The sequence below is a fragment of the Candidatus Cloacimonadota bacterium genome (assembly GCA_020532085.1).
In the GTDB taxonomy this organism is placed as follows: Bacteria; Cloacimonadota; Cloacimonadia; order Cloacimonadales; family Cloacimonadaceae; genus Syntrophosphaera.
On the sequence record JAJBAV010000006.1, the window covers coordinates 22,196 to 44,461 of the forward strand.

The following is a 22,266-nucleotide window of genomic DNA, read 5'->3' on the forward strand; positions in this document are numbered from 1 at the left end:
GGGGGCTACTCCATAGCAAGATTTGCGGACATTTTACAGGCAAGGGGGAATCGGTCAAGGAGTTTCATTGCCCAGGGAGGAGAGAAACTGAAGGTTGGCCGCGAAATCGCCCTGGCCAACGTGATGGCGCCGGCGGGAGTGGTTTCGGCGGCGGGCTGAAAAGCGCTCCAGGCTGCGCTGGAGGGCCGTTTGCCAGGGGTTGGGGGGCAGGGGGATGACTTTCGCGTAAGCCTCCAGAAACGCGCCACAGAGCGTTCTGAATGCCTCTGCGTGGTACTCCGCCGCCCAGAAGAGAAGAAGGTGGGTGAGGTCCGCTTCCGGCGGGGCGAGGCGGGATTCGCTGAAGTCGATGAACCAGAAATCATCTCCGGCGCGGAGGATGTTTTTGGGTTGGTTGTCCCAGTGGCAAAGGCAGACGCCTTCGCTAAACCAGGCACGGTGGAAGCCGGCGAGCGCAATGGCGAGGCGGCTGGCGGCTTCAGGCCCGAAATCCGCGTCCAGATGGGGCTGGCCCATGACCCGCTCCATCTCGATCCATTCCCGCTCTCCAAAGCGCAGCAGCTTCGGCACCATCGGCAATCCGGCCTGATAGACCCGCAGTTCGCGGTAAAAATCCTCCGGATCGTTGAAGCGTTTTACCACCGAGCGGGGCAGGAGTTCCACAGTGGCTTTGGCGGAGCTGTACAAAGCCTGGCTCAATCCACCTTGAAGCGCCGGATCTCGTTTTTTTCCATCAGCGGCACAAGGATCTCGTTGCCGGGCTGGTGGTAATAGATGTCAGCCGGGGACTGGAGTTCCGCTTGCCAGATCTCGGTGCGGTTCTGTTCCTGAGGGATCATGAAGATGCACTGTTCGCCCCAGGAGCTGTAATAGATGCGGCCCAGCTCGTCGATGGCGATGCCGTCCAGCTTGTTGTAAAGGGTGTCCTGGAAGACGCTGAAGGCCTGGGTGTTCACGTTCAGGGCCAGGATGGGCGATTCTTCGGTGAGGCCCACGATGAACATCTGGCGGCGGGGACCGTCGTACACGATGCCGTTGGGCGCTTTCAGCAGGGGTGAGCTGAGCTGGGTGGTGAGTTTGGTGCCAGGGTCGAAAACATGGACGCAGTTGGCTTTGGTATCGGTGATGTAGATTCGGCCAAGGTGGTCTTTCTCGATGTCGTTGAGCATCATCGCGCCCTTGATGGGGATGCTGGCTTTCTGATCGCCGGAGGCCAGGTCCAGGGCCACGATGCGGGTGTTGTCCGTCACATAGAGCAGTTCATCCACCACCCTGAGGCCGCGGGGGGCCTCCAGCCCTTTGGCAAACACGGAGTAGTGCCCTTCCTCATCAAGGCTGAGGATCTGGCCGCTGCCCACATTGGAGACCATGAAAGTACGGGTGGAATCATTCCAGGCGATGCTTTCCGGGCGGTTCAGGCTGGCGGGGAAGAGATGCCTCAGCAGGATGAACGCGGTGGCCAACGCCAGCACGGCTATGATGAGGATCAGGATGATCCTGCGTTTACTTATGGCCATTTTGGCCTCCTAATCTTTTAGTTTCCAGGTGCAGCCGCCGGGGGTGTCACGCAGTTCCACGCCCAGCGAGGACAGGTCGTCCCGGATCCGGTCCGAAAGCTTCCAATCCTTGTTCTCGCGGGCTTCGCGGCGATAGCTTAGCAGCAGTTCCACCAGCTGGCGGGACAGGTCCGGCAGGTCTTTGCTCAGCTTCCCGCACAGATCGGAGAAGAAGCCCAGCACCTCTCCCAGCCGCACCAGCATCAACGCGGCCTGCTCCCGTTGAGCCCTCGGCAATTGCCCGTTTTTGCAGTGGCGGGCGAGATCGAAGAGCACGGCGAGGGCTTTGGCGGTGTTCATGTCGTCGTCCATGGTCTCGGTGAAGGCCTGTTCGGAGGCGTCGAAGCTGCCGTCGCGGGAACAGATGATGTTCTTGTAGTCGACTGCGCGGAGGGCGGCATAAAAGTTGTTCACGGCGCGTTCGGATTCCTTGATGATCCCGCGGTTGAAATCGATGGGGGAGCGGTAGTGCTTCGAGAGGAAGAAGAAGCGGATGGCCTCGGCGCTGTGCTGGGCCAGGATGTCGCGCGCGGTGAAGAAATTGTTCAGGCTTTTGCTCATCTTGTCGCCGTCGATGTTCAGAAAGCCGTTGTGCATCCAGTATCTGGCCAGGGGTTTGCCGGTGAGGGCGAGGGCCTGGGCGAGCTCATTCTCGTGATGGGGGAAAACGAGGTCGGTGCCGCCGCCGTGGATGTCGAAGGTTTCGCCCAGATATTTCTGGCCCATCACCACGCATTCGGTGTGCCAGCCTGGCCGTCCTTCGCCCCAGGGACTGTTCCAGACTGGCTCTCCGGGTTTTCCGGCTTTCCAGAGGGTGAAATCGGCTGGATTGCGTTTCTGGTGGTTTTCCAGCACTCTGGCGCCGGGAAGCTGTTCTTCGGTCTTTTTGCCTGAAAGCTGGCCGTATTCAGGCAGGGAGGCTGTGTCGAAATAGACGTCTCCGTTCACCTCGTAGGCGTGGCCGCTTTTCACCAGGGCGGCGATGGCGGCGGTGATCTCCGGCAGCACTTCCGTGGCCCGGGGCTGATGGGTGGGCTTGCGGATGCCGAGGGCGGCGCTGTCCTCCAGAAAGGCTTTGGCATATTTGTCGGCGACTTCCTTGAAGGGCACCTCCTCCTCCAGCGCCTGGGCGATGATCTTGTCCTCGATGTCGGTGATGTTTTGCACGTAATCCACCTTGTAGCCGCGGAATTCAAAGTAGCGGCGGAGGACGTCGAAGGTGAGGAAGGCGCGGGCGTTGCCGATGTGAAAATAGTTGTAAACAGTGGGGCCGCAGGCATACATTTTCACCCGGCCCGGGGTGAGGGGAACAAATTCCTCTTTGGCGCGCTTGGCGGTGTTGTACAAAAGCATGGTCCTGTCCTTATTTATAGATCACCAGGCGTTCGGTGGCCTCGGCTTTGAGGCCGTCGGCGGAGGCGCGCAGCTTCACGAAATAGGTGTTGTTCGCGAAACGGTCGCCACGCTTGTCCCTGCCGTCCCAGGGAATGGCGTTGAAACCCTGGCGTCCGCTGGCCTGGAAGCTGTGGATCTTTTTACCGGTGACGGAATAGATGTCCAGGCTGAGGTCGCAATCGCGGGAGAGCATGAAAGTGAAGCTGGTGGAGCTTTGCATGGGGTTCGGGTAGATGAGGAAGCGCTCGATGGCGAGCTCGCCGCTCTCCTTCACGTTGAACTCGGTGGAGGCCACGGAGGGGAGGTTGAAGTTGTCAAAAGCGATCACTTGCAGGGTGTGGGGGCCTTCGCTGAGCCCGGCCAAGGGATAGGTGAGCAGGCCGGCAGTGTGGGAATCGAGGTCGTAGCTGAAATTATCCGTAACCGGCACCGGCTGGAGCGCGTTGTCCAAGATCAGCAGCAGATTGTGTCCGGAGCTGCCTGTCACGTTTATCCCGTTGCTGTCCGAGATCCTGGCGTAGAGTGTGGTTTGGGTGCCAACGGTGTCGCCGGGGCGGAAATCGTAGCTGCCCAGATAAAGCTTGATCTCCGGAGCGTCGGGGTTGTCGGCGGTCACGGCAGCGTCGCTGAGGGCCAGGGGGTGGTGGTAGTTCGTGTAATCCTGTTTCAGCGCGGGGTCCCAAAGGTAGGAAACGATCAGGCCTGTGTTGCCGGTGGTCACGTCATCCGGAACGATGAACCCGCTTTGGTAAGCGCCTCCGTTCACGGTGACGCTACCGGAAAAGAGAGGCGCACCGCGGTGGGTCACGTGGGTCTGTCCGTCGAATTCGAATGCCGTTTTCGTATTAAAGGCCTTGATCTCAGCGGTGCCGTTAACCGGCGAGGAGAGGAAGGATCCGGATACCGTGGCCAAGTCCCTGGCGTGCAGGGTTTCCCCCTGCAAAGCCTGTCCGGATACGGTCATCAGACTGTCTCTGAGGGGTGGGACCACGTTCAGCAGGGGGTCGCCCAGCAGCACGTAGGTGGCGTCGTTGTCGTTGCTCTGGGTGAAGAGGACCTTGGCCATCATGATGGATTGCCCCAGCGGGTTGCGGCCGTTGGTGAGGTTGTCCAGCAGAAACTCCATCATGGGGGCATTGCTGTAAGGGGCGCTGGTGCGGCTGGCGGAATAGGAGGCGATGGCTCCGAGGTTGTTCAGCAGCACGCTCTTCTGGCCCAGGCTTTCAAAGCCCCAGTAGTCGAAGTGGGAAACCGAGCAGGAGGCGGCCATGAACAGGGGCAGCTTGTCCTGATTGTTGAAGCGGCCCATGTCCGAAGCGCCGTTGAAGTAATCCTCCGCGCCCAGCTTGTCGTAAGCGCCGTGGCCTATGTAGAGCCAGATCAGGCGGCCGGCATTGATGGCGGCCATCATGTCATCCCGGGCCGTGGGTTTGTTTTGAAATTCGTCGTATTCGTATCCCCAGGCAAAGATCTTGTCGGTGAGGATGCTGGGATGGATGATGTTTCCGGCGGTCTCGGTCTGGCGGGTGTGGATGTTCTCATAGGCGGTGGAACTGCCGTTGAAGAGATCGTCGCCCAGCAGCACGGTGGAATTGCGCCACCAGCCGTTCTGGGGGTTGCGCACGTAGTTTTCCCGGTTGGAGAGCATGTTCGCCAGTTCGGTGGAACTGGTCACGGGATAGCGTCCGATGGCTAGTTCAGGATGGGATGACTGGGTGAGCATCACGAAGTAATCGTCCGAGGCGATCACATTGCGTTGATAGATGATCAGTTTGTTCTTGTCCTGGGCCTGGCCGGAATTGTTGCGCCAGTCGATGGTGCCGAGGCCGATCAGGGTCACGGAGCTGATCCGGGGCGAGGGGTAGTTGTGCCAGGCGTAGCGCAGGAACTGGCGTAAAGCAGCGGGATCGGGATGGCCGCCGTTGAACTGGTTGAAGATGTCGCTCTGCTTCACCACCAGGCTGCGTTTGCCATGGTCCTGGAGATACATGTCCGCCAGGGACTGGGCCTGGGCAGAAAACTCGTCGGCGGTGATGATCACGTTGTCGCATTGCGTTTGGCTGAGGGCGAGGTCAGGGGTTTCCACCAAGCTGAAATTCACCGGGCTGTGGAGCTCAGAATCGTTGCTGAGCCAATACTTGGTGTCGCTAAAGCCCGCGCTCACAAAGTAATTCTGCCCGGCGGAACTCTGCAGCGGCACCATCTTCACGTCCGTCAGGCCGTTCACCCGGTAAACGCGGGTGTCGGTGCTGCCGGCAAGGTTGTAGCGGACGGGGACTTCATAATTGAGGGCCATTTGGTTCACGAAACTCTGGACGCTGCCCTTGGCAATGACGCGGGTGTGGTCCACCGTGATCCAGTTCAGGAACAGGTTGTCGGTGGAATTTCTCAAAACCCTTATCCGAACGGTGTTTTGGCCGCTTACGAAGCTGGAAACGTTTTTGTAAAAGAGATACTGGCCTGTGCCCCGCCAGCTGAAAGTGATTGAGCCCAGGGTATCGGAAGGTACCGGTACTCCATTCACGAAGACGTTGATGTTGTGCCAGATGCTGTCGTTCACCTCTTCCTGGCGGATGGTGAAACTGAGGGCCTGGGAAGTGGAGGGGTCGAGGTCGGGCAACTGGAGCTCGAACTCGTAATCAGCATTGGCGTTGCCGAACATGCGCGTCATGTACCAGTCGAAGCCTATGATCTCGCGGCGCTGGCTTTCCGTTTCCAGGCGGGTCAGTTCGCGGAATTTGGAGGTCTCAGCGAACCAGCTTTGCTGCGCGGGCAGCGTTTCCATCCGCAGGGGGTCTCCGCCGAACTCACCGGCAAAGGTGAGCCAGTAAACTGTGTTTCCGGAATAGGGGTTGAAATATGTCTGGCTGTTTTGCAGGCTTACGTTCTTGTCCGTGCCGTCCCGGGTGGTGCCGTGGAACACGATGTAGTCGGCGGGATCAAAACTGCCGTCCTCTTCACCAATAACGCGGATGGGGATCTCCGCGAACTCGTTGCCGGGATTGATGATCGTGAAGGGCAGCAGCTTGCCGCCGTTGCTGAAGAGGCGGAAAGAGCGGGGATCGATGTCGGCGAGGGGAAATCCCGTGAGTTGCTCAGGCCCGATGCGGAACATGCCCTCCCGGTCGGTTTCCAGGCGCAGCCAGTAGTCGGCCCTGGAGAAATCGGCGTAGTAAACTGGGTTCCGGGTCTGGTTTTGCCACTGCCTGGCCTGCCTGGGATTGAGCAGGGTGGAACTGAACAGGTCCAGCAGTTCGTCGCTCTGGGGCAGGCTCCGGTGGGAGGTGTCGCCGGCAATGTCGATCCTGATCAGGGCCTGTTCCGTGACGGTCAAGCCAAAGCTCCCGTCATAGGCGAAAGGACGGACCTCCAAAGCGCTGAAATCCACGCCCCGGAAGCTGGATCCGGCGGTGGTGGTGAGCAACGGCATGCCTGCAGCGTTATAGAGGCTTTCGTCGATCAGGTAAATGTGTTCGGAAAGACCTTCGTTCATGCGGACTTCCGGCACCGGCAAGAGTCGTTTGGACAGAGTGGCCTGGCGTTGGCTGGAGCTGATCAGCACGGCGCTGACCCCGCCTCCAGGAGGCAGGGCCACCCGGACCTCTTCCAGCGGCAGCAGCGGAGCTCCGGGGCGGGTTTCATAATCCAGCCCGGCCACGTCCACGCGCAGCATATCCTCCACCTCGCTCAGTTCATATTCGTCCAGCCGGAATTCCAGCAGGAGTTGGTTGGCCGAACTTTCCAGCACCCGCACGGAAGAAAAGGCTGCGGTGGCAAACAGCAGAAAGGCCAGCGCGGAAATGAGCCTTCTCACTGTGCCTTCTTTTCCTTGAAGATCTTCTCCAGGGCAATGATCAGGCCATAAAACAAGCCCATGAACACAAATATCCCTCCCATCCCCTGAAGCAGGATCAGCAGGGACCGTGTGAAGTTCTGCGCTATCATGGAGAGCAGCATGTAGGTCATTGGGGGCCTCTGAAACTTTTAATGGTGGTAGCTTCTACCTTGGTTGATCATCAGCGCGCGGTAGATTTGTTCGATCAAAACCAACCGCGCCAGCTGATGGGTGAAAGTCAGCGACGACAGGCAGAGGCAGGCATTGGCCCGGTTTTTCAGGCTGGCGTGGATGCCATACACCCCGCCGATCAGGAAAACAACCGACTTCTCTGTAGACAAGTTATTCAGAAACGCGGCAAATTCAAGCGAAGTTTTCGCTTCTCCGCGTTCGTCCAAGAGGATCACAAAATCATCTGGGGCCAGGCGTTTGAGGCAGAGGGCGGCATCTTTGGCTTTCACGGCGTCCGGGCTGCCGGCTGTTTTGAGGCTCACGTCCGCGATGTCCGCCACCTCCAGCCTCACCATCGGGGCCAGGCGCATCAGGTATTCGGCGATGCCTTCCTTTAGCCAGCCTGACCGGGTTTTACCAACCTGGAGGATGCGCAGGATCACTTGTTCATGCAGGCCAGGGCCATCGCCATGCAGAGCATTTTCAGTTCGCCACGGTCGGCCCGGGAGGGGATCAGGATCGGGGCCTTGGTGCCCACCACCACGTGCGCCACGCGCCAGCCGCAATAGTAGGTGAGCATCTTGCCAAAGATGTTCCCGGCCTCGATGTTGGGCACGATGAAGACGTCCGCGATCCCGGCTACGGGGGATTCGATGCCCTTGATCTTCGCGGCATTGATATCGACCGCGTTGTCGAAAGCGAGGGGACCTTCCACAATGCAGCCGGTGATCTGGTTGCGGGCGTTCATCCGCGAGATGAGGGCCGCGTCAAGCGTAGCCGGCATCTTGGGATTCACCGTTTCCACGGCGGTGATCATGGCCACTTTTGGCTCGGGGGAACCCAGGCTGTGGGCCACCTGAACGGCGTTTTTCACGATGGCAACCTTTTCCTTCAGGTCGGGGGCCAGATTCACTCCGCCGTCGCTAAGCAGTTTCAGGCCTTCAGGATGTTCATAGGCCAGCACGTCCGAGATCACGTCGCTCACGCGCAAGCCGTTTTCCTTGTCCAGAACAGCCCGCAGCAGCTGGCCGGAATCGGTCTTGCCTTTCAAAATGATGTCGCCTCTGCCTTCCCGGGCCAGCTGGACGCTCACTTTGGCGGCTTTCACCGAGTCCGGGCCGATATCCACGATCTCAAAGGAATTCACATGTTGCGGAGCCATTTGTTCCAGCAGGGCCAGGATCTGGGGCTTGTCGCCCACCAGCAGGCAGTCGGCCAGGTTATCCTGTTGGGCCAGGATCGCCGCGTCGAGCACGGATTCAGTTTGCGCGGCCGAGATGATCACGGTGCCGCGCCGGCTGGCTTTCACGGCGCTCACCATTTCGTCGAAGTTCTTGTACATGTCAGTCTCCGGTTCCCGAGCCAGGCTCAGGTGCTGTATTTTTCGATGAATTCGTCCACCAGGGCATCTTCTTCCGGCTTGAGGTCGGAGAGGATCTTTTTCAGCGCCTCTTTCTGGATCTGGCGCACCCTTTCCCGCGAAAGCCCCATCGTCTCGGCGATCTGGGCAAAGTTCTGCGTTTCCTGCTCCGCGTTCAGGCCATAGTAGGTGCGGATGATGTCCGCTTCCCGCTGGTCCAGTTTGTCGATGGCCCGGTTGATCTTTTCCTGCAGGCGTTCCCGGTGATACATTTGCTGAGGGTCGGCAAAATGTTCGTCCGCGATCATGTCGCGGGTGGAAAACTCCTGGAAGTCGCCGCTGGAGATCAGTTCGTCGAACGAAGTGGTTTCGATCATCTGGTCCTGTAGCTGTTCGATGGATTTTTCCGTTACGTTCATCTTTTCGCTCAGTTCCTCGTTGGAGGCCGTGAGTCCAGTCTCGGCGTAGATGCGGTCCTGGGTTGCCTTCACGCGGTGCGCGGAGCTGGATTTCCCCAGCGGCACACGGATCAGGGAGCTTTTTTCCGAAACAGCCAGCATGATGCGCTGTTTGATCCACCAGATGGCGTAGGAGATCAGTTTGATGTCCTTTTCCGGATCGAACTTTTCGATCGCTTTCAGCAGGCCGATGTTGCCTTCGCTGATCAGTTCAGACAGGGACAGGCCCCGGTTTTGGTAGCGGGAGGCTATCTTGACCACAAATTTGAGGTTCGCCTGCACCAGCCGGTTGATCGCTTCGTGGTCACCGGCCTGGGCCCGGATGCCCAGTTCGTGCTCCTCTTCGCGGCTCAAAGCCTGAAACTTGGAGATTTCCTTTAGGTAGTTCTGCAGCGCTTGGTCTGCAAATACATTTTCCCGGTTCATGCGGCCCCGTTGGCTTTAAGCATCAAAATGGCAATACCTTGCGGGGATTGATCGCCGTCCCCTTGACGCGGTATTCAAAATGCAGATGAGGACCGGTGGAATTTCCGGTCGAGCCCATTCTGGCGATCTGCTGCCCCCGTTTAACGTGGTCGCCCACCTTCACCAGATTCTTTTCGTGATGGGCGTAAACCGTCATCACAAAGTTCGGATGCTCGATCAGGACGACGTTCCCGTAGCCGCGTTGCACCCCGGAAAAGACCACCACGCCGTCCAAAACGGCGTAGATTGGAGTTCCGGATTTGTTGGCAATGTCGATGCCCTTGTGGGGGCGTCCCCGGCGCATGCCGAATTCTGAGGTCACCTTGCCCTTGGTGGGCATCACGCAATCGGTGCGGACCTTGGTGGAAGAGCTGGCGCTGCTTGAGCCGGAGGCCTGGTCCGCGGGCGGAGTGCCGGTCAGCCATAGTTTCTGGCCCACGCTGATGTCGTTGGAAGTGAGGTTGTTGCGGGTCTTGATGTCGTCCACGGTGGTCCCGTGGGCTTTGGCTATGCTGAACAGGGTGTCTTTTTTCTTCACCACGTAAACCTGTTCCAGCAGCAGAGTGTCGGGTTTGGCCGGTGCGGCGGCCTGGATGGCGGGTCCCTGTTCCACGGGTTTTTCCACCGCGGGATCAAAGCTGGCCGGGTCCTTGATGATCAGCCGGTCACCCGGTTTGATGGGTGGATTTTCGGCGGGGAGGTTGTTCCAGCGCAGAAAATCTGCGGGAGCCAGTTTGTGGTTCGTGGCAATGCGGAAGGCTGTTTCCCCTGCCTGCACGGTGTAATAGTAGTCGTCCGGAAGCTTGAGTTGGCTGTGATCAGGTGGTTCCGGTGAAGTTGGAGGAGGGGTGGGGGTTTCGCTCTGGGTGGGAGTTACAGGAGGTGTCTTGAAATCAGGTTTAATGGGATCAGCTTCCTTGATCTTCAGGACCTGTCCCACCTGGATGTTGTTGCTGCTGAGGCCGTTCAGTTCCCAGATCTGCTCGATCGACACCTGGTATTGCTTGCTGAGCCCGTAGAGCGTTTCACTCTTTTGCACCTTGTGGGTTACCAGCTCCGCGGCCAGCCAGGCCGGCAGCAGCAAGGCCAAGGCCACCATGAAAAGCTTCCAGCCCGGCCGGTGGCCATGGCTCTGATCGCCGGCCCCGCTTCGGGTCTTTTTATCGTATCGTAAAATCATCGTATTCAACCGTTTCATTTTGTTCCCTGATTTGCAGCTCCCGCACGTCAACAAACCTGTTGCCGGAGCGCAGCAGCCCGCAGAATTGCTCCAGCCTGTCCCGTTCTCCGCTGGCCACGATCAGCACGCTGCCGTCAGACCGGTTGCTAACCCAGCCGGTAACAGAACACTGCAGCGCGCAGGTTCGCGCGAAACTGCGGAAACCGACAAACTGGACTCGTCCCGTGGCTCGTAGTTCCCAAGTAAGCATTTTCTACTCCATTTCAGGAAGAAAACTTTATATTTCAACTCCGGATATTTGTCAAGGATTCGTTTTCCGTGCTTCCCCAGACCGTTTTGGACCCTGATTGTTACCCACTATATATGGGGGCGCGATTCTGGGATTCAAGATAAATCAGGGTCGCCCCGTCCTGATCCCTGTCCCGTCCGCCTCCCAATGACTTCCCGCTAACTTCCCGCCTGACAGGGGGGAAGTCAGCGGGAGGCGGGCAAGGGGCGTTCGGGTTGAGGTTCAGGGCCGATAAGGTTGGTGACAAAAACCATTTCTCCGCTGGTCAGGAGCCGTATCGGGCGGCGCCGGACGCGGAAACCAGGGAGCGGGTCGAGCGCTCCACAGCTGGATTCAGATCTCTTCGGCGTCCTGGCCGTAGATCTGTTTGAAGCGGGTGTTGTCGATCTCCGCGGGCAGTCCCTCGTAAACCTTGAGCCCGTCCTTGAGCGCGATCACGCGGTTGCCGTAGCGGCGGGCGAGGGACAGGAAGTGCAGCGAGCAGAGCACGGTGATGCCTTCGGAATTGATCTCGCCAAGGTATTGCATGATGGAATCGGCGGTGGCGGGATCGAGGCTGGCCACGGGTTCGTCGGCAAGGATCACGGCTGGGTTTTGCATCAGGGCCCGGGCGATGGCCACCCTTTGCTGCTGGCCGCCGGAGAGGTTTTTCACCTGCCGTTTGGCATAGTCCTTCAAGCCCACCCGGCCCAGATTGTGGTGGGCAGCTTCGAGTTCCGCTGCGCTGTGTTTGTCCACCAGTCCGTGATAACCCAGCCGGCCCGTGAGCACGTTGGTTAGCACGCTGAGGTTTTTCACCAGGTTGAATTGCTGAAAGACCATGGCGATGTTGCGGCGGTATCTGCGCAGCTGAGTGGGGGAGAGGGCGCGCACCGAATTGCCTTCGTACAAAACGTCGCCTTCATCCGGCTCGATCAAGCGGTTGATGCAGCGCAGGAGGGTGGATTTGCCGCTGCCGGAGAGGCCCAGCAGGATGATGAAATCCCCCTTTTGGACCTCAAAGGATACTTTGTCCAGGGCCCAGACCTTCTGGTCGTAGCTTTTGCGCAGGTCTTTGATCTCGAGCTGGGTCATCCTGCCTCAGTTCTTGAAAAACTGCCCGGGGTCCTTGCCCAGGGTTTTGAGGGTCTGGCGCACGATGTCGTAATCGGCTTTGGTGGCCCGGGTGAGCCCGTCAATGTCGTAAAGTTCACGCAGGACGGCCTGGCCGTCCTTGGATCCGGAAAACTTTTCCAAAGCGGAAACCAGAGAGTTTTGCACTTCGGCCGGCAGACCGCGGCGGAAGGTGACGGTGTCGTTGGGAATGGAATCCGTGAGGGCCACTATCTTGAGCTTGGAAAACACGTCAGGATAGGTCTGAAGCAGCTTTTCCCGGGCGTCCATCGGCTTTCCGCTGGCATCCGGAGGTGACCAGTAGGTGCAGGCAACATCCGCGGTCCCGTTGTAAACGGCGGTGATGGCCTGCGGATGGCCTCCCGCGAGGGTGTATCTGGCCGGGACGATGCCCTTCTGCTTCAAGATGGCGGAAGGGTAAATGTAGCCTGAGGTTGAGGCCGCGTCGGTGTAGGCCACCACCTTCCCTTCAATGTGCTGCAGGCTGTCTATACCGCTGTCCGCGCGGGCCACGAATTGCCCGCAATACTTGTTCAGACCGTTGCGGACGGTCATGAACTCCACCTCGGCGCCATATTTTTCCTCGGCCAGCACATAGGCGAAGGTGGGCAGCCAGGCCACGTCGGCCTGGAAGGCGCCGATGGCTTCCACCACGGCGGCGTAACTGGTGGGCACGGCCACTTTGAATTTGTAGCCGGTTTCCTGTTCCAGCCAGGCGGCGATCGCCTCCCCGCTGGTAACCACGGTGGAGGCCTCCATCGAGGGCACGAAATACATCTTGATCGGGTTTTTCTTCGATCCGAGTTCAAGATTAGCCTTTTCCAGTTTGTTGGCTTCGCTCATGCATGATGCGAGCAACAGGGCGAAAGCCAAAACTATCAGAGCAGCTTGTTTCATGGGTTATTCTCCCGTTAATGAAGTGGGTTGATAATGGTTGTTAAAACGGTCAGATCCATTCCCAATCCTCGAAATACTGGTCCACCACCAGCAGGGGCCGGCTCAGGCGGTCGCGGAGCTCGATCTGGGAAAGATCGTCCAGGGTGATCCCGTCATGGTTGAAGATACTGGAAGGCACGATCAGGCCTTCGTTGGGCTTGGCTGCCTGTTGGTTCAGGATGTCTTGCGCGGCCAGCAGTCCGCTCACGCTCACCTGGCCTCCCAGCCAGCGGTTGGATATGGCCTGGACACGCACGGAGGCTTTATCCAGCCTGGGGCCAAGATCGCAGGCCAGGTCTTTAAGGGTGGATTCCGCCGAGCGCGAGGTGATCATCAAAAAAGGGATCCCGGCCTTGTCCAGCTCTTTGCCAAAGGCGCGGCGACGCCGGCGGAAATTCATCCGGCTGAGACGGAGCATGCCGATCCCGTTTTCCAGCTGGGGAAATTCCCCGTAATAATCTTCACCGGGTACCGGCAGGCCGGCTTGGACGTAGATCTCGTCCGCGGCCTGGACAACCGCATCCTGCTGCCTGAATGAGTCTATGATCGCTATCGTTTCCGCCGCGAGAGGCTGAGTGAAGGGTTCCAGGGCGGCAAGTCTGGCCCGGAAACCGGTGAGGCCCACGGGTACCACGCCGATGGACAAAGCGTTCACGGAGCCGTCAAGCAGGTCGCTGAGGGTGGCGCGCAGTTGGTCGCCGCAGTTGTATCGCGGCACGCAGACGATCTGAAGGTGAAAGCTGATCCCCTGGTCCGAAAGGTGGCGCAGGGTTTGCAGCACGTCAAAATCCGCCCGGTAGCGCATCAGCTGCTTCCGCAGCGCGGGATCGGTGCTGTGCACGGAGACGTAGAGCGGGCTGATATGCTGGTCCACGATGCGTTTGAGCTGAGGGGAGCGCAGATTGTTCAGCGTGATGTAGTTGCCGAAAACGTAGGAAAAGAGATAGTCGTCGTCCTTTTGATACAGAGTGGGCCGCAGCCCGGACGGCAACTGGTCGATGAAGCAAAAGACACAGCTGTTGTCGCAGGTGGCCACCTCGTGGGGTTCGGGCTCGATGCCCAGAGCTTTGTTCGGTTGCCGCAGCACGGTGAGCGTTCTGCTGGCTCCTTCTGGGCCGCGCAGTTCCACCTCGAGCTGGTAATCATTGCCGTAATATTCGAGATCGAAAAAATCATGGATGGGCATGGCGTTGATGCTGAGAATGGTGTCTCCGCCGCTGATCCCGGCTTTGGCAGCCGGGCTGCGGGGTTGAACTTTGAGCACCTTCAGCGGCATGGAAGCCTCAACTGGTCTTGCGGATCCTGTCGTAGCTGTATTTGAAGCGCTTGATGCCTTCAAAGATGGTGCGGGCCAGGCGTTCCTGATACTGCTTGTTGGACAGCACCGCTTCCTCGTTAAGGTTCGAGATGAAGCCCATCTCGATCAGGATGGCGGGCATGAAAGCCCCGCGCAGAACGTAAAAACTGGCTTGTTTCACACCCCGGTCCTGGCCCTGGGCGCCCGACACCATGTTGCGCTGTACCAGCGTGGCCAGATCGTTGCTGTACTCCAGAAACTCCGTCTGGCTCATGTCGCTGAGGATGAAATCCAGCGCGTCGTAGTTCCTTTTAGCCTCGGCTCCCTCGTAAAGCTCCACCACATCGTTTTCCAAGGCTTCCACCGCGCGGGAATCGGAGGTGGAGGAGGTGGAAAGGTAATAGGTCTCCAGGCCTTTCGCGCTGCGGTTTCGGGAGGCATTGGTGTGCAGGCTCACGAAGAGGTCGGCTTTTTTGTCCATGGCGAATTTGGTACGCCCGGAAAGTGGGATGAAGCGGTCGTCGGAGCGGGTCATCAGCACTTCCACCCCCAGCTCCTTTTCCAGCATCGCTTTCAGCAGGAGGCCCACATTGAGGTTGATGTCCTTTTCCCGGGTTCCGTTTTTCCCCACCGCGCCGGGGTCCTTGCCGCCGTGGCCGGGGTCCAGCACGATGCGGACCACGCCTTTGTCCACCGGACGGGGTATCTGCAGAACCCCGTTTTTGAGGGTGATATCCTTGGGAAAATGCAAGGGCAGGTTTTGCAGGAAAAAGGTTTCCGGAACGTAGTATTCAGCCCCCACCTGCAAAAAGGGATGCTGCATGTTGAACACGCCTTCCGCGAAACTGTAGAAGGGTGAGTTGGTGATGAATGTGAACTGCTGCCCATTGTACCAGACGTTGATGCGGTGGTCGTTGTATTCGCTGTATTCCACCCTGAGCATGGATTGCAGCAGCGCGTTCATCTGTTCCAGGGCCACATAGGAGCGGTTCTCCAGGGTGACGGTGGGCAGTTTCTTGGGTATCTTGGCGGGCATGAAGAGCAGATTGATATCAGCGCTCAGAAAAGAGGCGCAGCAAGATAGCAGGATCAGGCCCAGCAATATTTTTCTTGCGTTATATGGCATCGTGTTTCCTTCCGTTAAAATGGGTTATGGGATTTTCGGTTGCCTCCGAAGAGAAAGTGGGGGTCCAGTTTGGCGAGGGGTCCAGTTCCTGGGCGTAAACTTCGGCATATCCCAGGTTCAGGGCCACTTCCAGCGCTTCCGCGTATTCCTCCGGACGCAGTCCGCGGGCCAGCTCGGAATGTTTTCGGGCCGCGGTGGTGGGGTAATATTGGGCCATCAGACTCAGGCAAACACCCTCGCCCAGGATTTCACGCAGGCGGTAGAGCAGGTCCCGGGTGCCGGCCAGACGATTTGGCAGCACCAAATGCCGCACCAGCAAGCCGCGCAAGGCCAGTCCGGCGGCAGAGATCTCCAGCCTTCCCACCTGCGCGTGCATTTCCTGCACCGCTTTCAAGGCGAGGGCGGGATAATCCAGCGCCTGGGAATACTTTGAGGCATAGGCCGGATGGGCGTATTTGAGGTCCGGCAGATAGATGTTCACCAGTCCGGACAGGGTTTTCAGCGTGTCCGGCTTTTCATAGGCGTTGCTGTTCCAAACCACCGGGACACTCAGGCCCTGGGCCCGCGCCAGCCTGAGCGTTGCGGCCAGCTGGGGCGTGAATTGCGTCGGCGAGACCAGATTCACGTTGTGGGCCCCGGCTTCCTGCAAACTCAGCATCATGTGGGCGCAATCCTGTTCGCTGATCTCCCGGCCCCAGCCCAGATGAGATATCTGGTGATTCTGGCAATAAACGCAGCACAGGTTGCAATGGGAAAAGAAGATGGTTCCGCTGCCGCCGGTGCCGCTAAGGACGGGCTCCTCGCCATGGTGCAGATGCGCTCCGTTCACGCGCAGGGAAACCCCCGCGCCGCAGAAACCAGTGGTCTCCCGGCGGTTCACCCCGCAGTTCTGGGGGCAGATCCGGCATTCCAGCAGTTCGGGGTGGCTAAGCTTCATTGTCCATGCAAAACAAATGCCTGGGGCAGCAAGGTTTCCAAGTCGCTGAGAATGCTGCCCAGACGGTTGGCGTAGAGGATCTGCAGGTGGGGGCTGAATTCGGCCAAAACCTGACGGCAGGCCCCGCAGGGAGGAAAGATCTCGTCGGAATCCACATAGATGGCGAGGGCGAGAAAATCCCGCTTGCCCATGTTCACGGCGGCAAAGAGGGCGTTGCGCTCGGCACAGATGGTCAGGGAGTAGGAGGAGTTTTCCACATTGCAGCCGGTGACCACGCTGCCATCGGCGCAGAGCAGGGCGGCGCCCACCCGGAATCCGGAATAGGGCGCGTAAGCCTTTTCAGAGGCGGCCTGGGCCTGCTCCAGCAGGATGTCCAGATCGATGCTCATACATTCCCCAACAGAGCCAGAATGAGGCCTCCGGCGATCACCGAGCCGATCTGGCCGCCCACGTTCACGCTCACGGCTGGCATCAGCAGAAAGTTGAAGGGGTCCTCTTTCAGCCCCATCTGATGGACTACCCGCGCGGACATCGGAAAGGCCGAGATCCCGCAGGCGCCGATCATGGGGTTGATCTTGTGTTTGCGGAAAAGGTTCAGGAATTTGGCAAAAAGCACTCCGCCGGCGGTATCGAAAATGAAGGCCACCAGACCCAGGCCAAAGATCAAGAGGGTTTGCGGCCTTAGAAAAGCCGCGCCCCGCATCGTGGAGGCGATGCTGATGCCCAGAAAGATCGTCACCAGGTTGGCCAGTTCGTTCTGCGCGGATTTGGACAGTCCTTCCAGCACTCCGCACTCGCGGATCAGGTTTCCGAACATCAGAAAGCCGATCAGCGCCGCGGAAGCGGGAACGAAGATCCCTGCGATCAGCGTGATGGCGATGGGGAAGACGATCTTCACCACTTTGGGAACGTCGCCGGCGTGGTAATCCATGCGGATCTTGCGCTCTTCCTTGGAAGTGAGCAGTTTGATCACCGGCGGCTGGATGATGGGCACCAAGGCCATGTAGGAATAGGCTGCCACGGATATCGCCGGCAGCAGGTCCTGGGCGAAACGGTTGGCCACGTAGATCGAGGTGGGGCCGTCCGCCGCGCCGATGATGCCGATCGCGCCAGCTTGTTTAAGGCTGAAACCGAGCAGGGTGGCCGCGGCAAAGGTTACGAAAATGCCCAGTTGGGCCGCCGCGCCAAAGAGTAGCATGAAGGGGTTTTTGAGCAGGGGCGAGAAATCGATCATGGCGCCGATGCCGATGAAGATCAGCAGCGGAAAAAGCTCGGTGGCGATGCCGGCATTGAACAGGATCTGCAGCGGACCGTGCTCTCCCACGGCCGCGGAGAAGGGTATGTTCGTGAGAATGGTCCCAAACCCGATCGGCAGCAGCAGGGTCGGCTCATATTTCTTCGCGATCGCCAGCCAGATCAGCACCAAGCCGATCAGGATCATCACCGCCTGCTGCCATTCAAAGGCCAGGATACCGCCAAATAATGCTTGCATCAAATACTCCAGATGTTTTCACTAAGAAACCCATTAATTCCGCCGCTGTCCTCTTTGTCAATGATTATATCCGTCAATCCTATCACGCAGTCAGTTAGGTTTCTTCACCGGTTATTACCGGCAGGGGTTATTTTTACTGCGCGATCCGCTCTTTCAGGAAAGTCAGATAATCGGACTGCTGGCTTCGCAACCGGCAGCCCCTATGTTATTCAAACAGTGCTCAGAGCACCGCCGAAACCTTGAAGAAGAGTCTGTTTTCTGTGAAGTAATTTGCAGTGACGCGCCAGACGTTGGGCTCCATGGGATCGAAAGAGCCAGTTGTGTCACTGATCAATTCATAGCTCCCATAGGGATCGGAAGATCCGTAAACAACATAGGAAACAGCTCCCGGCACCGGCGTGAGCGTGAGCTTGATGTCGGCTCCTTCCAGCGCGATGGTGGCGGTTCCTTCCACGTGGGCGTGGATGACATCAGTATTGCTGGTGACGGGATAATCCACACTTAGCTCAGCCGTCGCGACAGTAATTGAAAAATCCGCGTAGTTGGAGTCAAAATCCGTTCCCGTAAAGGCCAGGGTGATGAGCGCCGTGGTGGAGTTCACGTGGCTGACACTCTGGATCGAGAGTCCCGCCGGAGCGTTGTTAAGCGTGAAATTGGATGCCGACAGACTGCTGTCGGAGAAGGAGGCGTCGGAGAGAGTGTAAGTGACGGTGGCTCCGTTCAGATTAACCTCTTCCAGGGTTTGCGTGGGGGTGATGGTCGCTGTGGCTGTCACGGGGTTATCCAGCACCACTTGCAGATAGGGCGACCACATGCCGTAATCGTCCTCAAAATATGAACGGAGCCGGTAATAATAGGTCCCGCCAGCGCTGAGTCCAGTGATCACCTTGGAGGTCAGCAGGTCCACGTCGAAGTTGGAGTAGCCGCTCACGACATTGGTGAAGAGGCTGTCGGTGGCCACCTGCAGATAGTAGTTGGTGGCTGTGATGGGCACGCTCCAGTTGGCAGTGAAACCTGTGGTTGTGATATCGGAATTGAACAGCGGACAGGGCGCCCAGATGCGGGCCGCGTAGCCGGGCAGGTCGATGAAGGGGTTGCGGTTGCCCTGGCGCTCGGCGATGCGGTTGTTGCGGCGGACTTCCCAGGCGTCTGGGGGATCGGTTGCGTGCCATTGGAGCAGGGTGGCCAGCTTTCCGTAATAGGGCAGGTTTTCGCTTGCGTCGGAATATACGTGATCGACCAGTTCCAGGTCGTAGCTGGTGTCCGTGCCTTCATAGCGCACCGCCATGTACATGATGATGCGGGCCACGTCGCCTTTGTCATCCGGGCGGGGTTCCCAGGTGTTGTAGGTTTGGTAACAGCCTGTGGCGCCGGTATATCCGGGCGGGGGAGAGGAGTCCGTTACCGCGGTTCCGCCGTCGTCGAAGTCCTTGTTGCTCTTGGAGGAATTGACCGTGGCGTCGCAAGGCCGGAGGTGGTGGAGGTCGGTTCCGGCGGGGGCTGTGTCGCCAAAATCGCCATGGCTCTTGCTCCAGGTGTGTTCCTTGTTCCAGTCGGTGGCGTCTCCGCCGTAGGAATCTGCGTCGATGCTCCAGCCAGTGTAGATCTCCAGCACATTGTTGGAGTTGTTCGGGTCCTGGTCTGTGTATTTGAGTTGGGTGGTGGTCGCTGTGTAGGAGTACTCTGTGGTGTGGGTGGTGCGCAAGAGGCTGTGCAGCAGTCCTTTAATGGTGATTCCGTAACCGTAGATGTCGGCGTAGTATCCGCTGCCGGAAGAGGTGGTTGTGGAAACCGATCTGGGGTTGTTGGCGGCAGTGGTGGTGAGGTATTTGGTGTCGATTCCGCTGCCGTTGTATTCATACACCCGGAACCAGTAAGCAGTGTCCGGGGTCAGGTTGGTTACCGTAACTCCGTTGTAGGGCTCGCCTTCGATGTACTCGGTGGCGCCGTTATAGACCACCTGTTCGCCGGAACCCAGGTAATAGGTGTTTGCTGTATATGTGGATCCGTCCGTGGGATTGCTGAAGCTGTTGCTGGTGTTCACCTTAACCAGGCGGAAAGTTCCGTTGCCCGGTGTCCATTCTGCCGTGATGGAGGTGAAGGCCGGGTATCCGGTGATTCCTGACGCCTGGATCGTTGGCGTGGTAACGCTTTCGCTGGTGACCAGGCCGGATACGTAAAGGCTCACGTCGATGGCCCCGGGGCTGGAGTGGACGATGTTTCCGATCCAGGTGCCAGCTGTTCCGGCCAGGCGAACGTGGATGTTTCCGCTGAAGGATGATGCCACGCTGGTGCTGCTGCTGAGATAGCTCGATCCGCCATCGGTGGAAAGCTCAAACCCTGCGGGAATGGCCATGCTGATGCTGCCTGTGAGGTTGGATGAAGATAGGTAGTAGTGTTGAGACGCGGAGGGGGTTCCTTCGGTGGTGGAAAAGGGACTGAAAGTGTGGCTGGCGTAGATAACCGGCGCCGTGCTGGAAGTGGTGGTCACGTCTATCTCGTTGGAATTGCCGCTGGTCCCGTGCAGATTGACGGCCCGCACCTGGTAGCGGTAGTCGGTCGATTCATCAAGGCCTGTCACCAAGTGACTCGTGACGTTGCCCACATTGAGGTCCTGGTAGCCAGGCACGTAGCTGATGGCTTTGCTGCCGTAGGTGTGGGAGCCGAGATCGGAAGCAGTGTCTACCGGGTAAAAATCCCACTCCGAAGTTAGGGTGGGAAAGCCGGAATCCGGATTTTGGCTTATTCCAGCAGAGACAGAGGCTTTGCGGATCATGGTTTGGTCTTTGGTTATGTTTGGTGATACACCCCAGAAATCTCCCGGATCCTCGCCAATTCTTCCGAAGATATCCACAAGGCTGGCTGTGGATACATTGTACAAAGCAACCGCGTCATCTCCATTAAAGTTTATCACAGCAGATGAGGTCTGATCTGCCACTGCGAGAATTCCGGCACTGGCACTTGGGTGCGCGATCACGTAAACATCAGCGTTAGTTAGAGTTCCCGACAGATCCAGCGTGTTGGATGCAGTGGGAGCTCCATTCGAGTACAGATGCAATTTGTAATTGCTCAGGTCAACCGCAGCGCCGGTTCCGTTGTAGATCTCGATCGCCTTGTTGTAACTGGTTCCCTCAATATACTCCGAGAAGAAGAGGTCACTGACATCCGAACCGGTGTAAACATCCAGCCGGTAGCTGCTGGTGTACGGTACCGCGTTCCAGTTGGCGGTGAAACTAGAATGATCAACAGCGCTCGCAGCGGTGGCTACCGGGGTTGCCGGAACAGCGCCCGTCAGCACAGATCCGCTGCAAGTTACATATACAGTGGTGGCGCCACCTGAGCTTACGCTGATGTCTTCCGAGTTGTAATCTCCCGCGCCTAATCCGGCTTTCAGTCTCACATAAACCGTGGTGGGCGGAATGTCGCCCCGGGTAGGTGAGACCGTCAGAGTGGGGCCAAAGCCGCTGCCGGAGCTGGCGGAAATTTCATAATGCGTTGGGGCTGATATGCTTATGTCTGAGACAACATCAACCCCGCTGACCGTGAAAGCCTGCTCGGCAGAAGGCCCCAGGTCCTGCATGTAGGAAAAACCGCTCAGAGCTGAGGGATAGGCATACACGGCAATGTTGGGCGTAACCTGCACCGTAACGTTGTCGAAAAACGCGGTCTGGGTGGCAGAGGTGGAGCCCTGCCAGTAAGCGCCCAGAAAGGCCAGCGCGTCTAAAGTGTAGGTGTTGTCCACAGCGGTTCCCTGAGACACCAGAGTTCCGGACATGGGATCGGAAAAAGCTGAGGTTCCGTCGTTGCGCAGGAACATTACCCAGGTGTTGGTGGAGGGATCGTAGGTAACTTTGACGCTCAGGTATTCATTGCCAAAATCCGTGAGGCCGGAGGTATTGCTGGTGATCAAGTTCGTAAAGGAACCTATTCCCGCGCTGTACTTTACCAGCCTGAGCGGGTCGGTGGAGCCTGTTTGGCCCAAGGCCAGGGCGTAGCCGGAGCCGCTGTTGAAGGCAGAGGTCGATGAACCGGCCAGGATGAAGGCCAGCCCGTAGTTTCCACTGCCAAATCCGGCGGGGTCGGGCCTGATCTGCCTCAGGTTCACATACCAGGTCACCAGGCCGTCGATCAAGGCCAGGGTCGCGTTATAGGGGCCGCCAAATCCTGAGGTGGGAACCGAAGCAAACATCCAGCCTGCAACATTCGCGGTTCCGCTGGCATCATTGGTCAGTTCCAACTGGGCGGGGTCCAGGTTGCGACGCGCGCCCCAGTCATCTCCGGAGCGATTTGCAGACCAGGCACTGGAGCCGATCTGGCCTGTGGTTGTCCAGCCTGCGTCCTGATTTGCCGAAAAATCGTCGGCAAAAACAGTCGTTTGCGCGAACCCGGCGGCCACTGCCAGCACGAGGGACAAAGCGAGCGTGAGCATTTTCATGATATCTCCACAAGCGGGACGAGCCTTGATCTCTCTTCAGAGATCCGATCGCCCGGCTTTCACTGGTTTGTTAAATCATTATCCAGCTGAGCGTTGTGAAGGACTATTGTCCGCAGTCACGCGACCAGCAGGAAAATATGGATGATGCAATTTCAGTTCCATTAACTCATCTGATTCAGGCTCTGACCGATGTTGTGGAAAATAATACACAGTTGGCAAGA

The 22,266-nt window shown here is 58.3% G+C and carries 18 protein-coding genes; all 18 read right to left on the reverse strand.

Features of this window, described 5'->3' with window-relative positions:
• Window positions 1-54 precede the first annotated feature (54 nt).
• The 18 genes from LHW45_02705 to LHW45_02790 all read right to left on the reverse strand — a co-directional run bounded on the left by LHW45_02705 (window position 55) and on the right by LHW45_02790 (window position 22,045).
• Window positions 55-699, reverse strand: a complete 645-nt coding sequence (locus LHW45_02705) for a phosphotransferase (protein MCB5284489.1) — start codon at window positions 697-699, stop codon at window positions 55-57.
• Window positions 696-1,517, reverse strand: a complete 822-nt coding sequence (locus LHW45_02710) for an SMP-30/gluconolactonase/LRE family protein (protein ID MCB5284490.1) — start codon at window positions 1,515-1,517, stop codon at window positions 696-698. The genes LHW45_02705 and LHW45_02710 overlap by 4 nt, the downstream gene beginning before the upstream one ends.
• A 9-nt stretch (window positions 1,518-1,526) precedes the next feature.
• Entirely contained in the window at window positions 1,527-2,909 is a 1,383-nt protein-coding gene (gene cysS / locus LHW45_02715; GenBank protein MCB5284491.1) for a cysteine--tRNA ligase, read from the reverse strand.
• Window positions 2,910-2,919: 10 nt separating this feature from the next.
• A complete protein-coding gene (gene porU / locus LHW45_02720; GenBank protein ID MCB5284492.1) occupies window positions 2,920-6,765 on the reverse strand; it encodes a type IX secretion system sortase PorU in 3,846 nt (1,281 codons plus the stop codon).
• Window positions 6,762-6,917: a hypothetical protein gene (locus LHW45_02725; protein MCB5284493.1), complete on the reverse strand. Its 156-nt coding sequence runs from the start codon at window positions 6,915-6,917 to the stop codon at window positions 6,762-6,764. Before LHW45_02725 ends, porU begins: the two co-directional genes overlap by 4 nt.
• Window positions 6,918-6,935: 18 nt before the next feature.
• On the reverse strand, window positions 6,936-7,400 hold the full coding sequence (locus LHW45_02730) for a 23S rRNA (pseudouridine(1915)-N(3))-methyltransferase RlmH (protein ID MCB5284494.1): 465 nt from the start codon (window positions 7,398-7,400) through the stop codon (window positions 6,936-6,938).
• Window positions 7,397-8,299 (reverse strand): phosphate acetyltransferase, encoded by a 903-nt coding sequence (locus LHW45_02735; GenBank protein MCB5284495.1) that lies wholly within the window; start codon window positions 8,297-8,299, stop codon window positions 7,397-7,399. Before LHW45_02735 ends, LHW45_02730 begins: the two co-directional genes overlap by 4 nt.
• A gap of 26 nt (window positions 8,300-8,325) precedes the next feature.
• A complete protein-coding gene (locus LHW45_02740; protein MCB5284496.1) occupies window positions 8,326-9,201 on the reverse strand; it encodes an RNA polymerase sigma factor RpoD/SigA in 876 nt (291 codons plus the stop codon).
• Between the two features lie 22 nt (window positions 9,202-9,223).
• On the reverse strand, window positions 9,224-10,420 hold the full coding sequence (locus tag LHW45_02745; protein ID MCB5284497.1) for a LysM peptidoglycan-binding domain-containing protein: 1,197 nt from the start codon (window positions 10,418-10,420) through the stop codon (window positions 9,224-9,226).
• Window positions 10,401-10,670 carry an acylphosphatase gene (locus tag LHW45_02750; protein MCB5284498.1) on the reverse strand — a complete coding sequence of 90 codons (270 nt, stop codon included), beginning with the start codon at window positions 10,668-10,670 and terminating at the stop codon, window positions 10,401-10,403. Before LHW45_02750 ends, LHW45_02745 begins: the two co-directional genes overlap by 20 nt.
• A 372-nt stretch (window positions 10,671-11,042) precedes the next feature.
• Complete coding sequence (gene phnC, locus LHW45_02755) at window positions 11,043-11,783, reverse strand: phosphonate ABC transporter ATP-binding protein (GenBank protein ID MCB5284499.1); 741 nt, start codon at window positions 11,781-11,783, stop codon at window positions 11,043-11,045.
• A 6-nt stretch (window positions 11,784-11,789) separates the two neighbouring features.
• A complete protein-coding gene (locus LHW45_02760; GenBank protein MCB5284500.1) occupies window positions 11,790-12,719 on the reverse strand; it encodes a phosphate/phosphite/phosphonate ABC transporter substrate-binding protein in 930 nt (309 codons plus the stop codon).
• Between the two features lie 49 nt (window positions 12,720-12,768).
• Window positions 12,769-14,034 (reverse strand): DUF512 domain-containing protein, encoded by a 1,266-nt coding sequence (locus LHW45_02765; protein ID MCB5284501.1) that lies wholly within the window; start codon window positions 14,032-14,034, stop codon window positions 12,769-12,771.
• Between the two features lie 7 nt (window positions 14,035-14,041).
• The gene (locus LHW45_02770) at window positions 14,042-15,181 is read right to left on the reverse strand and encodes an N-acetylmuramoyl-L-alanine amidase (protein MCB5284502.1); all 1,140 of its coding nucleotides are present in this window, start codon (window positions 15,179-15,181) and stop codon (window positions 14,042-14,044) included.
• The gene (locus LHW45_02775) at window positions 15,171-16,118 is read right to left on the reverse strand and encodes a 4Fe-4S cluster-binding domain-containing protein (GenBank protein ID MCB5284503.1); all 948 of its coding nucleotides are present in this window, start codon (window positions 16,116-16,118) and stop codon (window positions 15,171-15,173) included. Before LHW45_02775 ends, LHW45_02770 begins: the two co-directional genes overlap by 11 nt.
• Window positions 16,115-16,507, reverse strand: a complete 393-nt coding sequence (locus tag LHW45_02780) for a cytidine deaminase (protein ID MCB5284504.1) — start codon at window positions 16,505-16,507, stop codon at window positions 16,115-16,117. Before LHW45_02780 ends, LHW45_02775 begins: the two co-directional genes overlap by 4 nt.
• Window positions 16,504-17,610: a sodium ion-translocating decarboxylase subunit beta gene (locus LHW45_02785; protein ID MCB5284505.1), complete on the reverse strand. Its 1,107-nt coding sequence runs from the start codon at window positions 17,608-17,610 to the stop codon at window positions 16,504-16,506. The genes LHW45_02780 and LHW45_02785 overlap by 4 nt, the downstream gene beginning before the upstream one ends.
• 220 nt (window positions 17,611-17,830) lie before the next feature.
• A complete protein-coding gene (locus LHW45_02790; protein MCB5284506.1) occupies window positions 17,831-22,045 on the reverse strand; it encodes an endonuclease in 4,215 nt (1,404 codons plus the stop codon).
• Window positions 22,046-22,266: the final 221 nt, after the last annotated feature.